This window comes from Rhizobium sp. PK7-22 (assembly GCF_056530405.1).
Map to the genome: position 1 here is coordinate 1,747,550 of NZ_CP096514.1, position 21,707 is coordinate 1,769,256.

Sequence of the window (21,707 nt, forward strand, 5' to 3'; positions counted from 1 at the left end):
AAAATGAAGAACAAGAAAATCCTCGCCCTGGCCGCTCTGGCATGTGCGGCGGCCTTTCATGCGCAGGCACTCGATAGCAGCGTCGTCCGGCAGCTGAAGGCGCTCGACATCGTGGAGCGGCGCGAGCAGCGCTGCGACATGGAGGCCATGGCGCGCATCGCCAAGGAGCTGCAGGGCTACAGGCCCGACAAGGTGATCGCCTATACCTTCGCCGATCCGGTGGAAAAGGGAAACCTGGTGCAGGCGCCGGGCGCCGTCTTCCGCAGCAAGGGCGACTGGTACCGCCTGAAGTTCAAGTGCGAGACCGGCGAACGGGGCCTGAAGGTCCGATCGTTCAAGTACAAGGTCGGCGAAAAGGTGCCGCGCGAGGAGTGGGAACGCTACTACCTCTACGACTGAGACGCCTCAGCCCGGCAGGTGCGGAACCGTCTTGCGCTCTGGGAACAGCTCGTTGACGATCGTCATGGCGATCAGCGACAGCGGCAGCGCCAGCATCGCGCCGACCGCACCCCACATCCAGGTCCAGAAGATGATCGCGATGAAGACGATGAAGGGGTTGATCTCCCACTGCCGTCCCATGATGGCCGGGAACACGAGGTTTTCCATCAGCAGATGGACAGTGAAGAAGACCGCCGCTGGCGCAAGGCCCAGGATGAGCGATTCATGCGTCAGCACACCGCCCAGCGCCACCGAGGCCGTCATCAGCGTGATCCCGAGATAGGGGATGAAGCTCGAGAGAAAGGCGAAGATCCCCCACATTACCGGTGAGCCTAGTCCGCCGGCATAGGCGATCAGCGTCATCGAGATGCCAAGCGCCAGATAAAGCATGCTTGCCGTGGCGAAGTAATAGCCCAGCACTTCTTCCATGGCGTTCAGCACGCGGATGGCGATCAGCCTCTGCCGCCGGCGCGGAAAGGCGAGGATGATCGTCCGCCGTAGCCGCACCCGGCCGTAGAGAAAGAGCAAGAGGGCGGCAAAGAAGATCAGCGCCTGGACGATGGCTGGTGTCAGGTTGGCAGTCAGGACGGCGAGCACGCTGCTGCTGTTTTCGAGCAGCTTTTCCATCGACATTGGCCCCGTCTCGAAGGTGGCGGGGCTGATGTTCAGCCATTCCTGCCGCTCGAGAAACGGCATCGTCCGGTCGATCATCTGCTGGATGAGATCGGGGCCGCTGTTGATGAAGAAGGCGACCGGCTCGGCCAGTGCGTTGATCATCAGGAACACCACGAGAGCGACGGCAGACGACAGGATGAGCGCAATGCCAAATCGCGGTACACCCAACTCCCCAAGTCTCTCGGCCGCCATGCCGAGAATGATGCCGACGACGATGGCAAGCGTGATGGGGATCAGCACCAGCTTCATGTAGGAGACCAGCGCAAGGCCGAGCAGGCAGAAGATGCCGATCAGCGCCCAGCTTGCCGCCACCTCCAGCGCATCGCGTCCCAGCGGGGAGAAATCGGTGATGTCGCCATCCTCGCGCCCACCCGTTGCCAGTTCGGACTTGGCCACGATGACGTCCGCTCCCCGTTTGGACCGTCGGCTGTTTGCGCTAGATATTGCCATGAATGCTGGATCCCCGATGCGCGCCGTCAACGCGTGGCGAAACGCCGGGTTCCGCAGCCTATGCCGAAAGCGTGATCGCAATTCCCCAGGGGTCACGGAACCGATGTTCTTCAGCCGTCTGTTCGGTGCCAATCTGCTGCGCCTCAAGGTTCGCCAGCGTGGTCGCAAGCAGCACCTTGTCGTTGAAATGCAGCGTATAGCCGGCAAGCCCGGTCATGTTGTCCGTCCGCGGCCCGGCGCCCCGGCTGTTCCAGATGTTGGCCGCCAGATGATGATGGTAGCCGCCGGTGGCGAGAAAGCTTGCGCCCGGATAATGCGCCATCACCTTGAGCCCCAGGACGTCGCGGTAGAAGGCCTCCGCCTGCGGCACGTCGCCCACCTGCAGGTGGATGTGACCGATGGCCGTGCCGTCCGCCATGCCGCTCCAGGCCGTCTGCGGCGCAGTCGCCAGCAAGGCCTGGAGATCGAGCCGCTCGGTTGCCATCGCCACCGTGCCGTCTGCGTCACGGGTCCATTCCTCCGGCGGCCGGTCGCGGTAGATCTCGATGCCGTTGCCCTCCGGATCGGTGAGATAGAGGGCCTCGCTGACGAGATGGTCGGAGGCGCCATCCAGTCGAATGCCGGTCGCTGCCGCGTGCGAAAGCCAATGGGCGAGCTCGGCGCGTCCGGGAACGAGGAAGGCGGTGTGAAACAGTCCGGCTGCCTGGCGCGGTGCGCGCACCGCATCCGGGCGGTGCAGAAGCGTCAGCAGCGCACGCCCGCCGACGCCCAGCACATGCGCGCTCCGTCCTTCGTCCATCGCCCGCAGGCCGATCACCGACTGGTAGTAGGCGGAAACCCGATCGAGGTCCGACACCACGAGCCGCACATGCGCCACATGGGCGGGCCGCGTCAGGGCAAAGAGTTCGGTTGGCATGCTCATGGTTGCGTCTCCGGCGTCTGTCACAAGACGATCACCGCAGTCTGACCCGTTCCTGCCGTTCATAGAAGATGCCATTGCATTGATAGGTTGTTCACCAGCCGTTGACGCTGGCGCACCATTGACTGTGGGGAGCCGCCACCAGACTTGATCACGATCAATGCGGCGGCCGCCGGAAGAAGGAGATTGGAGCCGGCCGACGGGCATCATTCGTGGAGGAGGCAGCATGTACAGGAATATCATCGTGGCGGTCGACGTCACGGCACCGGCAAAAGCGGAGCGTATCGTTCCGCGGGCCAAGAAGCTTCTCCAGGAGGGCGGCAGGATCGTGCTTCTTGCCGTCGTCGAGGACCTGCCGGGCTATGTGCTGGCCGAGGTGCCGGCGGATATTTCGCTGGATGCCCGCAACGAAGCGGAGAGGCAGCTTGTGCAACTGCGCGATCACTATGACATGCAGGCCGACATCGAGGTGCGCCAGGGCGCCCCGGCGCGCGAAATCCTTGCCGCCGCAGATCAGCACAAGGCCGATCTGATCATCCTCGCCTCGCACCGCCCGGACTTCTCCAACTACTTCCTCGGCGCCACCGCCGATCGCATCGTGCGCCACGCCCAATGCTCTGTTCTCGTCGACCGATGAACGGTTTGATGAACATGAAAGGAATGCCATCCATGCACCTCGAGAAATACAGGATCATCCTTGCCAGGCGCCAGCAGGAGTTGCAGTCCCGCCTGCAGAAGATCGAGGCGGATTTCGAGGCGCCGCGCAACCCCGATGACGATGACCGGGCCGTGGAACGCAACAATGACGAGGTCCTGGAGGAACTGGGCGAGGCGGGTCAGAGGGAGCTTGTGGCCATCGACGCGGCGCTGGCGCGGGTCGAGGCGGGGACCTTCGGGACCTGCGTTCGCTGCGGAGAGCCGGTTTCGGAGGAACGGCTCGACGTCGTGCCGCACACGCCCTTCTGCAAGAGCTGCGCTGCGGCATTGTGACCGACCTAAACAGAATGTGAGCTTTTGCCCTGCAAAAGATCTTGCCTCGCATCGCTTCTCCGCCCATTTTTGGGCGGGTAAGCGCTGCGAGGACGTGCATGTCTAACCCGATTCCGTTTCAACGACCCTACGACTTTCACGAGATCGTTGCCGATGGCATCGTTCACGGGATAGGCATTGTCATGGCGCTGATCGGCGTCACGGTGCTGATCTTCTACGCCACCCTCTGGGCAAGCTCCGGCGAGATCGCTGCTGCCTGGGTCTATGGGCTTGGCCTGCTGCTCTGTCTCTCGATCTCCTTCACCTACAACATCTGGCCGCACTCGCGCACCAAGTGGATCCTTCGCCGCTTCGACCATTCGGCGATCTTCATCCTGATTGCCGCCACCTATACGCCGTTCCTGCAGCGCGGCACCCATGAGCCGCTGATCCTCTTTATGCTCGTTGCCATCTGGCTGACGGCGATCGTCGGCATCTCGCTGAAATGCCTCTTCCCCGGCCGCTTCGACCGGCTGACGATCCTGCTCTATCTCGGCATGGGCTGGAGCGGCGTCGTGGTCGCGGCGCCCATCTCGCAGTATCTGCCGGAGATCACCGTCTGGCTGATCTTTGCGGGCGGCATCATCTATTCGCTCGGCGTGATCTTCCACGTCTGGGAAAGACTGCGCTTCCAGAACGCCATCTGGCACGGCTTCGTAGTCGCCGCCTCCGCCGTTCATTATGGTGCCGTGATTACCTGCTTCAGTCTTTCCGGCGCAAATCTTTAACCAAATTGATGGTCTGATCCGCTTGGGAGCTGCCTGCTCCAGTTGGTGGACATCGTTTTCGTTCGTCTGCTATGGTGGACGAAAATCAAACATAATGGACAAGCCATGACGTCTGCCCCGATTATCCGCGACGCGACCGAAGCCGATCTTCCCGCGATTACAGCGATCTACAACGATGCGGTCGCCAACACGACCGCCATCTGGAACGAGACCCAGGTCGATCTGGAAAACCGCGAAGAGTGGTTCCGGGTGCGGCTGGCCAGGGGCTTTCCGGTGCTGGTGGCGGATGTTGGCGGGCAGGTGGCCGGCTACGCTTCCTATGGCGACTGGCGCGCCTTCGAGGGCTTTCGCCACACGGCCGAGCACTCCGTCTATATCCACCACGACCACCGTGGCTTGGGCCTCGGCCGGCAGCTGATGACCGCGCTGGTCGCCAATGCCGGAAAGCGCGGCATCCATGTGATGATCGCCTGCGTCGAGGCCGGCAATGCCGCCTCGATCCGGCTGCACGAAAGCATCGGCTTCCGCAATGTCGGCACCTTCACCGAAGTCGGCCAGAAGTTCGGCCGCTGGCTCGATCTGACCTGCCTGGAACTGCGGGTGCCGGTGGCAGCTTAAGCTTGCTTCGCCGTCATCCCCGTCACTGTTGCCGACCACCGCAAATCTTGCGCCAGCCATCACCTCCTGAAATTTCGTAAAAAACGGTGTTTTTTTACTGCGGCGTCGGGAACATCCGCGCACCTCTCCTGTTGCCTGAGGCTGAACCAAGGCGAACAACCGAGGGGAAGCCGACATGAGCGACCGTTCCGCGCATCACCACACCTCCCATCCGATCAGCCGCTGGTATTCGATATTGCTGGGCGGCCTGCTTGTCCTGCTCGGCCTCGTGATCGGCGGTGGGGGCATCTGGCTGATCACGCTCGGCGGCTCCTGGTACTACGCCATTGCCGGGGTCGGGCTGGTGATCTCCGGCGTGCTGATCCTGAAGGGCAGCATCTCGGGTGCCCTCGTCTATGGCGCAACCTATCTGTTCACCCTCGTCTGGGCATTGTGGGAAGTCGGGCTCCAGGGCTGGCCGCTGGTCCCGAGGCTGGTCGCGCCCACCGTCATTCTCGTGCTCGTCCTGCTCGCCGTTCCCGCTCTGCGCCGGCGCGATTCGGCCCCGGTCCGCAAGCGCGGCATGGCTGCGGCGATGGCTCTCCTCGCAGCCCTTGGAATTGGCGTGACAGTCGCGCCCTGGATCGAACCGCCAGCCGTCCTGGCGCAGGTCGATACGCAAGACGGGGCAGGGAACGCCCCGCCGGCGCCGGCTGAGCCGGGCGAACAGCCTGACCCCGGAACCGGCATCCTTGCCCCCGAGCCCGCCGAGCCTCTGGCCGATCGGAGCCCGGGCACCGAGCCAGCGCTTGATACGCAGGGCGACGTCGTCATCAACCCCGAAGTTCCAAGCGATCCGGCCCCGGAAGGTCAATCCTCCGAAGCGGACCGGCTGGCGCTTGCCATGCGCGAGACCGGTGCCGACTGGCCTGCCTGGGGCGGCAACCTGCACGGCACGAAATACTCGCCCCTGACCCAGATCACGCCGCAGAATGTCGGAGAGTTGGAGCGCATCTGGGAATTCCAGACCGGCGACCTGCCGCCACCCGACGCCGAAGGCAAGTACTCGCCGGAGAATACGCCGCTGAAGATCGGCGAGAAGCTTTTCGCCTGCACGCCCATGGGCAAGATCATCTCCATCGACGCCGGCTCTGGCAAGGAGGAGTGGCGCTACGATCCGCAGGTGCCTGTCGACGCCATTCCCTACGGCGCGACCTGCCGCGGCGTTGCCTATTTCGAGGTACCGGATGCCGATCCCTATGATCCCTGCGCGACCCGCATCATCTGGGGCACGCTTGACGCCCGCCTGATCGCCATCGACGCCGAGACCGGCCGGCTCTGCATCGGCTTCGGCGACAACGGTATGGTCTATCTCGAGCGTGGGCTGGGCCGCACGGTGCCCGGCTGGTACGCCATGTCTTCGCCGCCCGTCATCGTGCGCGGCGTCGCCGTCGTCGGCGCGCAGGTCACCGACGGCAATGCCGAGGATTCGCCCTCCGGCGTGATCCGCGGCTTCGATGCCGTCACCGGCGAATTCGAATGGGCCTGGGACATGGGCCGCCCGGGAGACACCAGCCAGGCCGGCCCCGACGAGGTCTATACCCGCGGCACGCCGAACATGTGGACGATTGCCGCAGGCGACGAGGAGACGGGCTACGTCTTCCTGCCGATGGGCAACTCCGCCGTCGATTACTATGGCTCCAACCGAAGCGAGCAGGAGAACGAATATTCCACCGCGCTCGTCGCGCTGGACGTCACGACCGGCCAGCCCGCCTGGCATTTCCAGACCGTCCACCGCGACGTCTGGGACTACGACCTCGGCAGCCAGCCGACGCTGGTCGACTTCCCCACCGACAGTGGCACCGTGCCGGCGGTCATCCTCGCGTCGAAACAGGGCGACATCTACATCCTCAACCGCGAGACGGGCGAATCCCTGTTTCCGGTCGAGGAGCGGCCCGTGCCGCAAGGCGGCGTCGAGCCGGACTATCTTTCGCCGACCCAGCCCTTCTCCACCTATCACACGCTCGCCTTCCCGCGTCTGGAGGAGGAGGACATGTGGGGCATGTCGCCGATCGACCAGCTCTGGTGCCGCATCCAGTTCCGCCGCTCCCATTACGACGGCATCTATACCCCGCCGACGTCGGACCAGTACTGGATCCAGTACCCGGGCTATAACGGCGGCAACGACTGGGGTTCGGTCGCGATCGATCCCGAACGCGGCCTGCTGATCGCCAACTACAACAACATGCCGAACCACAACCGGCTCGTGCCGCGCGAGGAGGCGGACGAGGCGGGATTGAGGGCGATCTACGAGCCGCCGGCCGATGGTGAAACGCCGCTCGGCGAGGCGGGTCCCCAGATCGGCGCGCCCTATGCGATCGACGTCAACGCCGGTTGGCGGGTGAAATACACAGGGCTTCTGTGCAAGGAGCCGCCCTATGGCGGGATCCGGGCCATCGATCTGGCCACCGGCGATACCGTCTGGGATCACCCCTTCGGCTCCGCGCGCCGCAACGGCCCATTCGGCATCCCCTCCATGCTGCCGCTTACCATCGGCACGCCCAACAACGGCGGACCGGCGGTGACGGCAGGCGGCCTGATCTTCATCGCCGCCACCACCGACAACCTGATCCGGGCAATCGACGTGGAAACCGGCGAAACACTGTGGAGTGACGTTCTTCCCGGCGGCGGCCAGGCAAACCCGCTGGTGGTGGAAGTCGACGGCCGCCAGTTCGTGATCATCTATCCCGGTGGGCACCATTTCATGGAAACACCGATCAGCGATACGATCATCGCCTACGGCCTGCCCGAGGAATAGGCGGACGCCGACCGCGCTCGTCAGCCGCCGACATACTGGAAATACGCCCAGGTCAGCACGAAGAAGGCCACCACCGCCAGCACCGTCAGGAGTTTGCGGAGCCCGGGATTGGGCTTGCGCGGCGGCTTTGGCGCTTTCGGCTGCGGCGGGCGCTTGAAGTCGACGACGTTGTTGGACATGGCGGCTCCTGACGGGTCGGCCCGATCTGCGGCAGGGCGATTGAGACCTTGCCAGATGCAATGCCAGACCGGAGCCCGGATGAAAAGCGCCCTCGCAGCGATGCGGGGTCGATTGGTCAAAATCTTCGGCGCTTGCGGCTCAGACTTTCGTCCAGTTGAAGCAGCCGATGGGCACGATCGAATTGCCGACGAGAAGTGCGCCGTGCCGGTAGAACCGGCTCGGGTCGCCGCCGCCGGACACGTCCACGGCCCAGACCGTGTCGGAGGCGTCCGACCAGACAAGCCGCCCCTCCACTGCGGCCAGACCCGCCAGCGCCTGCGCCGGCGTCACCCCCGGCCGGAACACCACCATGACCGTGCCGTCGGCCGGTGCCGGAAGGGCAGCCAGCGGCCCGGCCAGGCAGACGGCGAGAACCAGCGCCATCGGCGACCGCCTCGCACCGCCGCCGCCGTGCCGGTTCCGGCGCAGGGCAAGCCCGATCAGCGCGGGAACCACGCCGAAACCGAAAAACCAGATGAGGTCCCAGAACAGCGGATTGTCGACATCCATGCGGATCCGGTGGATGCCGAGGAGCCAGTGCGACAGAACGCTGTCGAGGATGTGCCAGGCGCCGAAGCCGATCAGCGCGTTGGCGAAGAGAAGCCGGTCGGACCCGGCCGCGGCAAAAGCGGCGCGCGCCCGCCACAGCAGCCAGAGCCCGACGGCGGCGATCCCATACATCAGCACGTGGAAGAGCCCGTCGGTCAGGATCAGGAAGCGAATGTCCTGCCGCGCCTCGTCGATGCCGCTCAGGAGATGATGCCACTGCAGCACCTGGTGCAGCAGGATGCCGTCGAAGAAGCCGCCGAGCGCAAACCCGAGGGCATAGCCCGCCCACCGCAGCGCGGTCGAAAACCCGTCGGTGACGCCGGCTGATTGAGGCGCAACCTGCATGATCCGTCTCCCTATCGCTCCCGACCGCCACCGCGGCGTCGTGTCGGAGGATCCGAACCGGGCGCGACAGGTGAAGTTCCAGGGGAGCAGCAGGCAAGCGGGTCAGCTCGCAGGCGGAATCCAAGGCCGGGATCACGCCTCCTCGATCGCGTCGGCGATATAGCCGCCGGTCTGGCGCCTCCAGAGCCGCGCATAGAGCCCGTCGCGCGCCAGCAGTTCCTCCGGCCTGCCTTCTTCCGCGATCCGGCCCTTCTCGATCACCACGATCCGGTCCATCTCCGCGATCGTCGACAGCCGGTGAGCGATGGCGATGACGGTCTTGCCGGCCATCAGCCGCGAGAGGTTCTGCTGCACCGCCGCTTCCGACTCGCTGTCGAGCGCCGAGGTCGCCTCGTCGAGCACCAGGATCGGCGCGTCCTTCAGCAGCGCGCGAGCAATCGCCACCCGCTGCCGCTGGCCGCCGGACAGCTTGATGCCGCGGTCGCCGACGAAGGCTTCGTAGCCGCTGCGGCCTTCGTTGTCCTTGAGGTCCGCGATGAAGCCATCGGCCTGGGCAAGGGCCGCGGCCCGTTCGATGTCCTCGCGTGAGGCCTCCGGTCGGCCGTAGCGGATGTTGTCGCCCACCGAGCGGTGCAGCAGCGCCACGTCCTGGGTGATGACGCCGATCTGCTCGCGCAGGCTCGCCTGCGTCACGTCGCGGATGTCCTGGCCGTCGATCCGGATGGCGCCACCCTCCAGGTCGTAGAAGCGCAACAGCAGGCTGACGAGCGTCGTCTTTCCCGCGCCCGAGACGCCCACAAGTCCAACCTTTTCGCCCGGGCGGATCTCCAGCGAGAGGTCATCGATCACGCCACGGTCCTTGCGGTAGGCAAAGTGCAGCGTGTCGAACTGCACGGCACCGGCCGTCACCGCCAGCGGTTTCGCATCCGCCCGGTCGGTCACCGTCGGCGGCGTCGTCATCACCGGCATGGCGTCCTTGATGGTGCCGACCGCCTGGAAGATCTGGTGGCAGATCTGCAGGAAGCCGCGGGCATTGGTCTGCAGCCGCTGGGCGATGTAGAGCGAGGTGACGAACTGGCCGGTGGTGACGAAGCCGTCGATCAGCCCCCAGAACCCGATCCAGAAGACGCCGAGCCAGAGCAGCACGTTGAGCGTGATCACCGCGATGTCCGTCGTCAGGTAGATGCGCCGCTCCCATTGCTGCGTGTTGATGGTCTTGCCGAGGATGCCGCGCAGCGATCCGGCCTCGCTGTCTTCCGCGGCAAACAGCTTCACCGTCTGGATGTTGCTGTAGAGATCCGTCATCGCTCCGACCACCAGGCTGCGCTGCTTGGCCGACTTTCGGCCCCGTTCGGAAAACTGCGGCACCGCCCGCACGGCAACGACGCCATTGGCGATGATCCACAGCAGGACCGGCACTGCCAGCGGCCAGGCAAGCGCCCCCAGCAGCACCAGCGATCCAACGAACTGGACGGCGAAAAAGGGAACCGTCTGAAAGGCCACGACCACCTGCTGCTGCACGGCGGAGGCCACCTGCGACAGCCGCGACGCCACCTGGCCGGCAAACAGGTCATGGAAGAAGGCAAGGTCCTGACGCTCGACCGCCTTGTGCCCCTGCCACTGGATCGCCGCCGGCATGCAGACGACGAGCGACTGCGAGGCCAGCGTGTTGTTGACGAAGATCAGGAGCGGTGTGACCGGGAAGGCGAGCGCCACAAGCAGCGCAAGGAAGGGCCAGTCCTGCTGCAGGAAGGCGCGGGCGCCATCGGCGGCGATGCCGTCGACGATCACCGAGATGCCCCAGAGCAGGAAGAGGTTGACGATCTCGACGATGACGCTGGAGAGCGCCACCGTCAGCAACACCCACCGGAAGATTCGCACGAAATGCATAAGCACCGCAAACGGCCCGCTCGTGGGGAGCGGCGTATAGGGAATGTCGAGCGGCCGGATCAGGGTCTCGAAGGGGCGATAGACGGCATCTGAAACGGACATCCGAATCTCCTCGAGCACAAGATCGACCTGCACTAGATACGACTGCCGCCGGAGCCGTAACCCCCCTTGATCAGGGGGCGGATTGTGGCCCTCCCGTCCTCAGGCGGACCGTCCGCCCTTGCGCAGCGTCACCGGCAGGGTCAGCGCCGAGGCAGCCAGGCTGAAGGCGCAGCAGCCGAGTGCCTGGAGGCTCATGGGCACGCCGGCGTCGATGAGGAGGCCCATGGCGATCGGCGAGGCGCCGCTCGCCAGCACCGCGCCGGCCTCGACCGCCGATCGCACCCGCGCCAGTTCCCGCGCCCCGAAGAGGTCCACCCAGAGCGCCGTCGCCAGCGTCGATCCGAAGGCCGCCGAAACCGCCATCAGCAGCATGTAGACGGGCGCGATCAGCGGCGTCGAGACATAGCCGAGAAGCAGCATGGCGCCGGCCTGCGGCAAGAGGAAGAAGGGCAGGAGCCGCTTTGGACCGAAGCGGTCGATCACCGGGCCGATGACGACGAGCGACACCGCCTGCACGATGGCGAACGCCCCGAGGCTGCCGGCGACGGTGGCGATATCCCAGCCCTTCTGCTCGGCCAGCCGCGCCTGGTGGAAGAAGAAGCCGGTGACGATGAAGGGCGTGGCGAGAACGGCGGGAAGGGTCAAGAGCAGGCGCATGTCGCGCCACAGCGGTGTCGCGGGCGGTCCCGCATCCGCCGTCGTCTCGCGCCGGCTGCGCAAGGGTTCGTCGCCGGCCACCGGCAGGAAGCGCAGCGCGAACGTCACCCCGACCAGCACGATCACCGCGTTGAGCAGCCAGCCCGTCCGCCATCCCCAGGCGTCCATGACGAAGACGGTGGCAAACGGCAGCACCCCTTGCGCCAGGGACAGGCCGAGCGCGATCAGACCCAGCGCCTTGCCGGCGTCGCTCGGGAAGGCGCGTGCGGTCGCCGTCAGCGCCGTATGGGTCATCAGCCCCTGGCCGCCGAGCCGCAGGAAGTAGAAGGCAACCGCGAGGAACACGGCGTTCGGGCTGATCGGGACCAGCACGCAGGCGAACGCCAGCAGCAGCGCCACCGACCAGGTGAAGCGCCGCACGGTGGTGTAATCAATCAGCCGGCCGGCCCAGGTCAGCGTCAGGGCGCTGACGACGGTGCCGACCGCATAGGCCGTCCCCAGCTCGCCATCGCTGAGCCCGAAGGCGCCGCGAAAATGGGCGCCGGACATGGCCACGAAATAGGTCTGCCCGAAGCTCGACAGGGCCATCAGCAGGCCGCCGAAGACGAGAAGCGGCCAGTTGCGTCGCGAGAAGTCGATGTAGCTCTTGATCATGCGCCGGGGAAAATGAGGGAAGGGAGGGGAGGGATCTAGCGCCCGGGTGGCGTGGCGTCCAGCGGGCCGAAGTAGAAGTTCCGCCCCGGACCCCTCACGTCACCGTTGCGCCCCATGTCGGGTGTTCAGGGTGCCGTGGAATTCTTGGGAGCTGTCGTTCGCCTAGGGAAGCAGGAGGTGGTGAGGGGTGTCGTCCAGACAGTCGACTGGCCGAACCTGGCCGCTATCTATTTTTGTCCAGGCTCAAAGGTCACGGCAGCAAGCATCTGAAGCAGTTGTGGAGCGGAGAATGGCTTCGGCAGCCAGCCGAGCGGGTCGGCACCAGCAGCTCTTTCCTTTGTGGCCCCATCGGCATGGGCGGAGATGAACAAGCAACGCAGGCCAAAGCGGTTGCGCAACTCCTTGGCAACCTCGACCCCGTCGTCGTTGCCCTTCAGTCGGATATCCATCCATCAACACCAGGTCAGGACGGGCAGAACCAGCGAGGGCTAGGGCTTCGCGTGCGGTGGAGGCGACGCCTACGCAGTCGTAGCCGCCCTCTTCAAGAGCCGCTTCGATCTCCATGGAGACAATCCATTCATCCTCAACGACCATAACACTAGGCTTTCCAGGTCCCGCTGTGCCGGAAGAACCTCTGTCGTCGGTTTGTGAGGGCGCCCGCACCGGCCGGGGGTCAACAGGAGTGGTGGTGAGGATGTCTGCGTTGGTCATGTGTGTTCCTGCCTGCCAAAGCGAATAACGAAGCGCGCGCCATCGGCATTCTCCAGCCTCAGTGACGCTCCCAATTGTCGGCACAGGCCTTTTACCAGGCCCAACCCGGAAGAGCGACGATTCCTGGGATCAGGAGGCAGACCAGGACCGTTATCGTGAACCACGAGTTCCCAGCCCTGGTCGTCCCTCAAAAGCTCGACCCTCACACTGCCGCCGATCTTGCCTCCGGCATGTTTCGCGGCGTTCGTTAGAAGCTCGTTCAGGATGAGCGCCAAAGGCATGCCGACCTCGTGGGCCAACTCACCATCGTCGGCACGCACCTCTATGCGCAGCCGGTCGCCTATGGTTGTCGCGGTTGCATCGCAGATTGCCTGGACGAAAGGTGCAGAAGATATCGTTTTGATCTCCTGTGACTCGTGCATAAGGCGCTGGAAGGAGCCGATTGCCGTGATGCGCTGGACGACCTCCTCCAGAATGGATCGCGCCTCGGCGTTGCTCGTCTCCCGCTGCGCTGCGGCCATGAGGCCGATGAGCATCTGCAGGTTGTTCTTTACCCGATGATGCAGTTCGCGAAGCAGAACGTCGTTGTTGCGCAGGGATTCTTCCAGTGTCGCTTGAATTCGGCGCCGTTGGTGGATTTCTGCATTGAGCTCCCGAATTTTTGCGGCCAAGGCGGGAAATTGGTCCCGCTGCGAATGGAGGCAGCGGACAAAGATGTAGGGAGTGCCTTCCATCCGGGTTCTGGCCCCGCGCAGGCGAAATCTGATGAGTTCCCCGCTGACATCACGAAGCGTCGCAGCGCCGGGGAGGGTCTGGGCGGTTCCAGAGCAGCGCCGCAGGTAGCGGATCAGTGCTTCATGAGGCTGCTCGACAAGATCCAGAAGGGTCCCCCCTCGACGAGCGGAGCCGAAGAGGCTTTCCGCAGCTCGATTGGAGAATGCAATCCCTCCATCATGATCGACCAGGAATACCGGCTCATCCAATGCGTCGAGCACCGCGTCCGCCAGTTCCTGCTGCATCACTCAGCTTTCTTGAAATATTCTCGCGCATGCGGATCGGGTGCGTCCGTGGGTTTCAGATGCACGACGACCCGGCAGCCCGGATGACCGAGAGCGATCGCTTCCTGGATCTCGACGCGGGCATAGCCGAGATTTTCGGCAGTTATCGAGCCGAATACGTTGGAGGTCATCATGCACAGTGACGGCCGACCCTCCACGAAGCTGCCAAACGGGCAGGCGCTATTGCCCAACACGATGCTGTCCTCGCGTTCCTCGATGATGTAGAATTCACCTTGGATGCGGCGCTTCAGATCAACGAGCACGGCAGCGACTTGGTCTCTGGTCAGGTTCTGCACGCCCAGAGACTGGCGATAGGTCCGGTCAATCTGGTCGCCGATGGCCCCGCCCACGATGCTGATATAACCAGCGGCCTCGTCGATACCGACAACATCCTCGAGCGTTCCCGCCAGTTCGCGCAGCAGCGAGCGCAGGAACACGTCCCGCTCCAGCGGAATATCGAGTTTCTCGAAGGCCAGATCTACATCGGTCAGCGGATTGTCGGCAAGCCTCATCCCTGGCTCCATTCGATTGTTCTCGACTGCTGCAAAGGCTATTGCATAAGGTAGATTTAAAGACAATGGACTGTACTTGAACCGCCGGCAACGGGCAGTTCGTGGTCGGTGGCATTGGAGTGCCATGTCATTGAGGCGGTCGGAAGCGGTATGGCGGTCGGCCCGGCGCCATGGCAGCTATTTCCTCACCCGGCCGCTAGAATTCGGACAGTCCGCAGCCTGCCCCTAACCCGATATTGCATCGCCTGAAGCAAAAGTCTGCTCCGCGCCCAAACCCGCCCCTCCCGCCCAGAGTTGTCCGCACGTCGTCACGGAACAAGCAGCCCCGCCGCACATTGTGGGTTTCCAGAAGGCGCGATCCCCTCGCGGCCAGGTAGAGATTTCCATGCTTCCCAGAATTGCGGTGATCGGCTGCGGCCCGACGGGTTTGTATACCTTGAAGGGCCTCGTCGTATCCAGAACACCCCTGTCCATCACCATTTTCGAGGCGGAGGGGGAGCCCGGGAAGGGCACGCCCTATCACCCGGATATCAACGATCCGGCCATGCTCTCCAATATTCCGAGCATCGAATTTCCGGCGCTGACGGAAACGCTGGTGCAGTGGCTGGAGCGGCAGAGCGATCTGGATCTCGCCCGTCTCGCCATCGCGCGCGAAGCCATCGACGGGCGGGAGTTCTATCCCCGCATCGTGCTCGGCGAATACATGCGCGACCAGTTCCTGGCACTTGTGGCCATCGGCGCGCAGAACGGCCATGCGATCGAGGTGCTGGAGCGCCACCGGGTGGCCGACATCGCGCTGCAGGAAAACGACATTCGCCTGAAGGTGGAGCGCGCCGACGGTTCGCATCTCGATGCCGTCTACGATCACGTCGTCATGGCCACCGGCCACAACTGGCCCGAGAGCACCGAAATCCGCCCCGGTTATTTCGTGTCCCCCTGGCCGGCGACCGCGCTCGGCGCCATCGGCACGGTTCCGATCGGCATCCTCGGCACCTCGCTCAGCGCCATCGATGCGGTGATGACGGTGGCGACCGCCCGCGGCGCCTTCTGCTTCGATGCCGCCGGCGACCTCCAGTACCAGCCCGCGCCGGATACCGAAGGGTTCCACGTCACGATGATGTCGCGCAAGGGCCTTCTGCCGGAAGCCGATTTCTACTGTCCGCTGCCCTATGAGACGCCGAAAGTCTGCACGGAGGAGGCGATCGACGCGCTGATCGAAACCGGCCGCCACAACCTGCTGGACGACGTGTTCGAACTCTTCCGCCAGGAGATCCTCGCGGCCGATCCGGAGTACGCGGCGCGCATCGGCCTGTCGCAGTTGAATGTCGAGAGCTTCCCGCCGGCCTATTACGCCGAGCGCACGCAGAGCGATCCGTTCGTCTGGGCGGCAATGAACCTTGCCGAGACCGAATACAACCGCGAGCGCCGCTACACGGTGCCCTGGCGCTATGCCATCCTCATCACCCATGAGGTGGTCGCCCGCGTGGTCTCCCATCTTGACGAGACGGATCTGAAGCGCTTCCACCGCTATTTCAAGGGCATCTTCATCGACGACTATGCCACCGTGCCGCTGATGTCGATCCGCCGGCTTCTGGCGCTGCGTCGTGCCGGCAAGCTCGATATTCTGAAGCTCGGCGAAGGCTACGAGATCAGCGAGAAAGGTGTTGCACGCGGCGTCACGGTCACGATAAGCGGACACAGGCATGTCTTCGACGCCTTCATTGATGCGACTGGCCAGGAAACCCTGTCGGCGACCGATCTGCCGTTCCCGACGCTGGTGGCGCAGGGCGGCGTACGCCGGTCGGCGACGCCGAAGGCCGGGGCGCTGATGGCGGAGGACGGCTCGGTGGAAATGGTGCGCACCGGCGGCATCGACATCGACGATCTCTACCGGCCCAAGCTCGACCAGCCTTTGTGCGACCGCCTCTACTGCGCGGCAATCTCTTTCCTTCTGCACAAGCAGCCCTTCGTCCAGGGCATCACCAGCGCCTGCGAGATCGGCGAGACGGTCTCGCAGGCGATCCTCGCCGACGTCGATGTCGAAGGCCGCGCGCCGCTGTTTCAGGTCTCCGCGTAGACGGGCACCCCGGCGGCAATCCTGCCGCCGTCCGAAACCGTTGCATAGACGCCCAGGTTGCGGGCATTGTGGCGCATGATCGTGCGCAGGATGCCGGGGTCCTCCGGGGATCCCGGCTGCGCCACCAGCGTCATGCCGCAACGCCGCGTGCCTTCGGTGACGGTCACCTGGAGGTCGCCGATCGAAAGCGTCTTGCCGATCCAGTGGTTTTCCACAAAGCCTTCAGCATCCTCGGTCTCGATGAGCACCGACGGCCGAAACCGGCGCCGGTCGAGCGCATCGAAGCCGCCGACCTCGGCAAGCTTCTCGAGCGACGCCGTCGTCAGCAGATGCAGAGCGGTCGGCGCATAGCGGTTCGAGATGACGGGAAAGCGAAAGTCCGCCCCATCTGTGAGGTCGCCGTAGGCGCCGATGCCCGCGGGAAATCCGAAATAGTCCGCAAGCCTCGCGTCCAGGCCGGAATCGTCCAGCCAGAAGGGACCGCTGTCGGGAAAGCGGATCTGCGGCATGGCCGCATCGCCGCGGTCCGCCGACAGAAACAACGCCGGCCGCCAGCGCGGCTCCTGCTCGGGGGCCGCCGAAAGGCCGGTTCGCTGGTCAAAGAGCCCGAAGCGCCGATCGCCGGAAACGCCCTCGGCCGAGACGTCGATGTGGTCGATCTTTTCCCCGCCGACGGAACTCACCGGATATCGCCAGACTTCCAGAACCCGTCCGATCTCGATCATGCACCTTCACCTCATCTGCCTGCGGCACCGGTCAGAGAAGCCGCGGGGAGGGATGCGGTTCCATCAGCCGTCACAGGAGCGGCCGGTTGATCAAGACGGACGGAGCCTTCAGCCGCGCGACGTCATCCAGACGCCGACCAGCGTCACCGCAAGCCCGACGAACATGGCGACCGTCAGCGGCTCCGAAAACAGCGCCCAGGCCCAGAGCATGGTGACCGGCGGGCTGAGATAAATGGCGGCACTCACCTTGGCGACGGGAAACATCCGCAGGCTCGTATAATAGATGCCATAGGCCATGAAGGTCGCGATCAGCACCAGCCAGGCGATCCCGATGGCAAAACTCTGCGTCATCGGCGGCGCAAGTCCACCCTGCATGAGGGCGCAGAGGCCGAACAGCACCGAGCCCGTCAGCGTGTGGATGCAGAGGCTCTGGTGTACCGGCATCGGCTGCGTCCGCCGGCGCCGGTAGAGCACCGAGGCGAGCGCGAAGACCAGCATCGATGCGACCGTCACGCCATAGGCCCAGAGCGGCGCCGTGCCGAAGCTCAAGGTTTCGAAGGAGACGATCAGCACGCCGGAGACGGCGATTGCCGTGCCGAGCCACTGGCGCCGGCTCAGCGGTTCGCCGAGCACCGGCTGCGACAGCGCCGCGATGGCCAGCGGCACGAGGTCGGAGATCAGCGCCACGAGCCCGGTCGGCACCCGCTGCTCGATCGCCAGCGCAAAGCCGCCGAGATAGAGGAAGACCGACATCACCCCGAACAACATCTGCTCGCGAATGCCGCGCCAGCGCAGTTTCGGCCCGAAGGCGATCGCGAACGGCAGCAGGATCAGCCCGGAGATGAGCGTGCGCCAGAACAGCAGCAGGGCGATGCTTGCCTCCTCGCTGGCATAGCGGATGCCGACAAAGCCGGAGCTCCAGCCGATGATCAGCAGCACCGCCATCAATGGCCACAGCAGGCGCGGGTATTTCCCTGCGGACGGTGAAAGAACCTGATCGATCATGAGAGCCTCAAGCGTATGACGGATAGTCTCATCTAGGGGAATGGCACAAGATCATCACATGACAAATATCGATCGTTGCATGACATTGCATCTCACGTTGTCATTGTGATTTGCAACCGGGCCCGCCCTGCGGCAAGTTCTGATCTCAAGGATATGGTGATGGCCGCGATGCCCGAGCTGAACAACAGACGCCTGGAGATCGACGCACTGCGCGTGCTGTCGGCCATCCGCAACCACGGCGGCGTAACCCGTGCGGCGCAAGCGCTGGGGCTGTCGCAATCAGCCGTCAGCCACAAGATCAAGCGGCTGGAGGTAAGCTTGGGCTGCGACCTTCTGAGCCGTCGACCGGGCGCGCCCCTGTTCACGGCGGCGGGGGAGGATCTGCTGGATTATGCGGCACGCATCCTTGGGCTGCATGACGAAGCGCTGCTCAGCCTGTCGAAGACGGCGCTCACAGGACGCCTGACGCTTGGCCTGACGGAAGACACCACCTGCAGCGACCTTGCCCGCATCCTCGGACGCTTCCGCCGCCTGCATCCGGCCGTCTCGGTGCGCACGCGGGTGCGCATGAGCCTGGTGCTGCGCGCCATGCTGGAGCGCGGCGAACTCGATGCCGCGATCGTCCAGCTCTTTTGCCACGAGGTGCGCCCGGACGATGTCGTGCTCTTTCGCGAAAGCCTCTTCTGGGTGAAGCACCCGGATCTCCACCTGCCGCACGACGGCGCGGTTCCCTTCCTCTCCTTCGACGAGAACTGCTTCTACCGCCAATGGGCCTTCGAGTTCGGCCAGGACGCCAGTGGGGACGGTGGCCGGCACGACGGCAGGGTGCTGGAAACGGTCTTCGAATGCTCCAGCGCCGCGGGCATCGTGTCGGCGGTGAATGCCGGCCTCGGCGTCGCCCTCCTCAACGAGCGCCACCTGCGGCCCGACATGCAGGTGATCACCGAGGGCCTGCCGAAGCCGCCGGAGCTCGCTTACGTCGTGCGACGCGGGAAAAAAGTCCGCAATCCGGCGCTCGATACGCTGGTGACAGAGATCGGGAGCGAGATCAGCCGCCACGGCGGTCTGGTTCTGGCAAGCTGAATCGAACCTCCACGGGGGCTGTCGCGTTGACGCCGTGGATGCACCAGCAAGATGGAGAATTCTCATGAATGTCCAGAAGTTCTCGCTATCCGATGCCTCTCTCGAGCGCTCACCCGGCCAGGAGGCGGACATCTTCGCCGGCAATGTGATCGACCAGCGCCACGGCGGTCCGGTCACCATCGGCTTTGGCCGCTATGGCCCGTTCCAGAGCCTGTCTGAAACCATGACCGTCCACGACACGATGGTCGTCCTCGAGGGACGGCTGACGGTCTCGACCGACGCGGCTACGGTCACCGCCGGCCCGGGCGAGGTGATCCACATGCCGCAGGGCGAGGCGGTTACCATCCGCTCCCACGAGGAAGGGGCGGTCACCGCCTATGTCACCTATCCGCACTGGCAGGAAGCGCGCGACTGAGCCTTTGCCGGTTGTGCCGAGGCTTCCTCCCGGGTGTCAGAAGGCCGGGTGCTGGGCCGCAAACTGCAGCAGGAGCTATGGTGATTGCACAGCCCACGCGGGGTGTTGCCTTAGCCTTTGAAGCTGCCGCCGTAAGCTGCAGGGACCAGATCGGCTTGCGCAGCACCCGTCCGGATCAGACCAAGGATCATATCGGCGACCAATTCAGGCTTGTGGGCAGATGAGGCCATGTCGGCCTCTTGTGCCCTTGCCGTTTCTGCGCCCAATTTGACCGCGCCATAGAATTCGGTGGCCGTGACGAAGGGGTGCATGAGCGAAACCACGATGCCGGAGTGAGCCAGTTCCAGGCGCGCCACGTCCGAAAGCATGTTTAGACCCGACTTGGAGCTGGTATAGGCAGCAGAGCCGGGATAGGTGGCAAGGGTTGCGCCCGAGCTGACATTGACGATGCTGCCTGCACCCTGCCGACGCATGAACGGGACCACGGCCTGCATCAGGACCAGCGGGGCGACGAGATTGAGGTCGAGCAGTGCTCGAAAGTCATCGACACCGATGTCCTCGATGTCACCATGCAGGCCTTGACCGGCATTGTTCACCAGCGCGTCGATCCGCCCGAATTGCTTGATGGCCGACTGCACAGCGTGACGAACCTGTTCGGGTCGCGTCACGTCACATGGCACGGCCAGGGCATTGCCCAGCTCGGCGGCCAAAGACGCGATGCGGTCTTCACGCCGGGCCAGCAACACCACGAACGCGCCAGCTTTGGCTGCAGCCCGGGCAGTCGCCTCGCCAATGCCGGACGAGGAGCCCGTGACCAGTACAACGGAGTCTTTGAGTTCCATGGATCTGTTCCCTTGAGCTATTTCAGTTCAGCCTCAGCTCACTGTCCGCAGTGGCCGGCTGTTGATCGCCGTTATTAAGGCGTCGCTCAAAGCCGCGCGTCCTCAAATCTGGCTGTTATTTGCCTATTCCTGCTCCGTCGATTGCCTTCTCCGGCTTGATGTGTGACGAAAGGAATATGAACGACACCCTGCCGACACTCACCGCATTCGTGGCGCAGCGAACGGAATCCGTGCTGACGCAGGCCGCCATGCCGCGCGTGGAAATCTACCGGGTCACGCAGCCGACAAAGCTGTTGCCGGAGATTTATCAGCCCTTTGTTAGCCTTATCCTGCAAGGCCGGAAGCGGCTGATGATTGGTACGCAGGTCCTCGACTATGCTGCCGGGGACACGTTCATTGCCTCCGTGGATCTGCCGGCCATTGGCGAGGTCACCGAAGCGAGCGCAGCCGCACCCTACCTTGCCCTATTGCTGAGGTTCGATCTTACAGTTCTCGGCGATCTGCTGCGGGATGTGCCGGGGCCGATCGATTTGCCTGACAGGCAGAGCTTCTGTGTCGACGCGGCAAGCGATGATCTGATCGATGCCTGGCTGCGCATGATCCGCCTGATGGACCGGCCCGACGATATCGGGGTGATGGCACCCTTGCTGGAACGGGAAATCCTCTTCCACCTTCTGCGCGGCCCACAGGGCGCGGTGCTCCGTCAGGCCGCCAGCGTGGAGGGGCGCTTTTCGCAGATCAGAAAGGCGCTGTCCTGGGTCAGGACCAACTATGCGAAGCCTTTCAGGGTCGAGGATCTCGCCAACATGGCCAACATGAGCCCATCCGCGTTTCACCGCAGCTTCAAGGCGAGCACGGACCTGTCTCCGTTGCAGTATCAGAAGCACCTCAGGCTGTACGAGGCTCGCAGGATACTGTTCGCCAAGCCTGGCGATGTGGCAACGGTGGCCTTTTCCGTCGGCTATGAAAGCCTGTCCCAGTTTACCCGCGAATACGCTCGCATGTTCGGCGCACCGCCCGCCCGCGACATCCGGGATCTGCGCGCGCGTGTTTCTCGAGATATCGTCAGCGCAGCATGATCGGGTCTGCCATCTGTTGATGGCAGGCATGGGGGCGTCTGGCTGCGCCTTTGCGTGCCGCCGCCAATGACCGGTTTCAGCCGCTAAGCGTCATCATTTACTCGCTGATGCTGCTGTGTGATAACCCCAC

The 21,707-nt window shown here is 64.3% G+C and carries 22 protein-coding genes; 10 read left to right on the plus strand and 12 right to left on the minus strand.

Annotation, left to right across the window (positions count from 1 at the left end; genetic code table 11):
* Positions 1 to 3 precede the first annotated feature (3 nt).
* Positions 4 to 399: a DUF930 domain-containing protein gene (locus M1E10_RS13175; RefSeq protein ID WP_499176892.1), complete on the plus strand. Its 396-nt coding sequence runs from the start codon at positions 4 to 6 to the stop codon at positions 397 to 399.
* A gap of 6 nt (positions 400 to 405) precedes the next feature.
* Here the strand turns inward: M1E10_RS13175 and M1E10_RS13180 are convergent, their stop codons facing one another.
* Together M1E10_RS13180 and M1E10_RS13185 are read right to left on the minus strand one after the other, a co-directional pair.
* On the minus strand, positions 406 to 1,509 hold the full coding sequence (locus M1E10_RS13180; RefSeq protein WP_499176893.1) for an AI-2E family transporter: 1,104 nt from the start codon (positions 1,507 to 1,509) through the stop codon (positions 406 to 408).
* Positions 1,510 to 1,621: 112 nt separating this feature from the next.
* Positions 1,622 to 2,479 (minus strand): VOC family protein, encoded by an 858-nt coding sequence (locus M1E10_RS13185; protein ID WP_499177168.1) that lies wholly within the window; start codon positions 2,477 to 2,479, stop codon positions 1,622 to 1,624.
* Positions 2,480 to 2,708: 229 nt separating this feature from the next.
* Between M1E10_RS13185 and M1E10_RS13190 the strand changes: the two genes are divergently transcribed.
* The 5 genes from M1E10_RS13190 (at position 2,709) to M1E10_RS13210 (ending at position 7,654) form a co-directional block, all read left to right on the plus strand.
* Positions 2,709 to 3,119 (plus strand): universal stress protein, encoded by a 411-nt coding sequence (locus M1E10_RS13190; RefSeq protein ID WP_499176894.1) that lies wholly within the window; start codon positions 2,709 to 2,711, stop codon positions 3,117 to 3,119.
* Between the two features lie 32 nt (positions 3,120 to 3,151).
* Positions 3,152 to 3,472, plus strand: coding sequence for a TraR/DksA family transcriptional regulator (locus M1E10_RS13195; RefSeq protein WP_499176895.1), 321 nt, complete (start codon positions 3,152 to 3,154; stop codon positions 3,470 to 3,472).
* A 98-nt stretch (positions 3,473 to 3,570) separates the two neighbouring features.
* A complete protein-coding gene (trhA, locus tag M1E10_RS13200; RefSeq protein WP_499176896.1) occupies positions 3,571 to 4,239 on the plus strand; it encodes a PAQR family membrane homeostasis protein in 669 nt (222 codons plus the stop codon).
* A 105-nt stretch (positions 4,240 to 4,344) separates the two neighbouring features.
* Positions 4,345 to 4,857, plus strand: a complete 513-nt coding sequence (locus M1E10_RS13205) for a GNAT family N-acetyltransferase (RefSeq protein ID WP_499176897.1) — start codon at positions 4,345 to 4,347, stop codon at positions 4,855 to 4,857.
* 175 nt (positions 4,858 to 5,032) lie between these two features.
* The gene (locus M1E10_RS13210) at positions 5,033 to 7,654 is read left to right on the plus strand and encodes a PQQ-binding-like beta-propeller repeat protein (protein WP_499176898.1); all 2,622 of its coding nucleotides are present in this window, start codon (positions 5,033 to 5,035) and stop codon (positions 7,652 to 7,654) included.
* 20 nt (positions 7,655 to 7,674) lie between these two features.
* Here the strand turns inward: M1E10_RS13210 and M1E10_RS13215 are convergent, their stop codons facing one another.
* The 7 genes from M1E10_RS13215 to M1E10_RS13245 form a co-directional block, all read right to left on the minus strand.
* Positions 7,675 to 7,833 carry a hypothetical protein gene (locus M1E10_RS13215; RefSeq protein WP_173425148.1) on the minus strand — a complete coding sequence of 53 codons (159 nt, stop codon included), beginning with the start codon at positions 7,831 to 7,833 and terminating at the stop codon, positions 7,675 to 7,677.
* 139 nt (positions 7,834 to 7,972) lie between these two features.
* A complete protein-coding gene (locus M1E10_RS13220) occupies positions 7,973 to 8,767 on the minus strand; it encodes a DUF2243 domain-containing protein (RefSeq protein WP_499176899.1) in 795 nt (264 codons plus the stop codon).
* A 132-nt stretch (positions 8,768 to 8,899) separates the two neighbouring features.
* The gene (locus M1E10_RS13225) at positions 8,900 to 10,759 is read right to left on the minus strand and encodes an ABC transporter ATP-binding protein (RefSeq protein ID WP_499176900.1); all 1,860 of its coding nucleotides are present in this window, start codon (positions 10,757 to 10,759) and stop codon (positions 8,900 to 8,902) included.
* Positions 10,760 to 10,858: 99 nt separating this feature from the next.
* Complete coding sequence (locus M1E10_RS13230; protein ID WP_499176901.1) at positions 10,859 to 12,070, minus strand: MFS transporter; 1,212 nt, start codon at positions 12,068 to 12,070, stop codon at positions 10,859 to 10,861.
* A gap of 227 nt (positions 12,071 to 12,297) precedes the next feature.
* Positions 12,298 to 12,519: a response regulator gene (locus tag M1E10_RS13235; RefSeq protein ID WP_499176902.1), complete on the minus strand. Its 222-nt coding sequence runs from the start codon at positions 12,517 to 12,519 to the stop codon at positions 12,298 to 12,300.
* A gap of 258 nt (positions 12,520 to 12,777) precedes the next feature.
* Positions 12,778 to 13,800: a sensor histidine kinase gene (locus M1E10_RS13240; protein WP_499176903.1), complete on the minus strand. Its 1,023-nt coding sequence runs from the start codon at positions 13,798 to 13,800 to the stop codon at positions 12,778 to 12,780.
* Positions 13,800 to 14,351, minus strand: a complete 552-nt coding sequence (locus M1E10_RS13245; protein WP_499176904.1) for a methanogen output domain 1-containing protein — start codon at positions 14,349 to 14,351, stop codon at positions 13,800 to 13,802. Before M1E10_RS13245 ends, M1E10_RS13240 begins: the two co-directional genes overlap by 1 nt.
* Before the next feature lie 385 nt (positions 14,352 to 14,736).
* On the opposite strand from M1E10_RS13245, the gene M1E10_RS13250 reads away from it, so the two are divergent.
* The gene (locus M1E10_RS13250) at positions 14,737 to 16,428 is read left to right on the plus strand and encodes a Rossmann-fold NAD(P)-binding domain-containing protein (protein WP_499176905.1); all 1,692 of its coding nucleotides are present in this window, start codon (positions 14,737 to 14,739) and stop codon (positions 16,426 to 16,428) included.
* On the opposite strand, the gene M1E10_RS13255 is transcribed toward M1E10_RS13250, so the two are convergent.
* The gene (locus M1E10_RS13255) at positions 16,413 to 17,153 is read right to left on the minus strand and encodes an MOSC domain-containing protein (protein WP_499176906.1); all 741 of its coding nucleotides are present in this window, start codon (positions 17,151 to 17,153) and stop codon (positions 16,413 to 16,415) included. The two genes, M1E10_RS13250 and M1E10_RS13255, sit on opposite strands and share 16 nt — an antisense overlap.
* Positions 17,154 to 17,261: 108 nt before the next feature.
* Complete coding sequence (locus M1E10_RS13260) at positions 17,262 to 18,158, minus strand: DMT family transporter (RefSeq protein ID WP_499176907.1); 897 nt, start codon at positions 18,156 to 18,158, stop codon at positions 17,262 to 17,264.
* Between the two features lie 168 nt (positions 18,159 to 18,326).
* On the opposite strand from M1E10_RS13260, the gene M1E10_RS13265 reads away from it, so the two are divergent.
* Complete coding sequence (locus M1E10_RS13265) at positions 18,327 to 19,241, plus strand: LysR family transcriptional regulator (RefSeq protein ID WP_499177169.1); 915 nt, start codon at positions 18,327 to 18,329, stop codon at positions 19,239 to 19,241.
* A gap of 64 nt (positions 19,242 to 19,305) precedes the next feature.
* Positions 19,306 to 19,656 carry an ethanolamine utilization protein gene (locus M1E10_RS13270; protein ID WP_499176908.1) on the plus strand — a complete coding sequence of 117 codons (351 nt, stop codon included), beginning with the start codon at positions 19,306 to 19,308 and terminating at the stop codon, positions 19,654 to 19,656.
* A gap of 110 nt (positions 19,657 to 19,766) precedes the next feature.
* Here M1E10_RS13270 and M1E10_RS13275 read toward each other — a convergent pair whose 3' ends face one another.
* Positions 19,767 to 20,498 (minus strand): SDR family oxidoreductase, encoded by a 732-nt coding sequence (locus tag M1E10_RS13275; protein ID WP_499176909.1) that lies wholly within the window; start codon positions 20,496 to 20,498, stop codon positions 19,767 to 19,769.
* Between the two features lie 176 nt (positions 20,499 to 20,674).
* Here M1E10_RS13275 and M1E10_RS13280 point away from each other — a divergent pair, with 176 nt between their 5' ends.
* Complete coding sequence (locus M1E10_RS13280) at positions 20,675 to 21,577, plus strand: AraC family transcriptional regulator (RefSeq protein ID WP_499176910.1); 903 nt, start codon at positions 20,675 to 20,677, stop codon at positions 21,575 to 21,577.
* Positions 21,578 to 21,707: the final 130 nt, after the last annotated feature.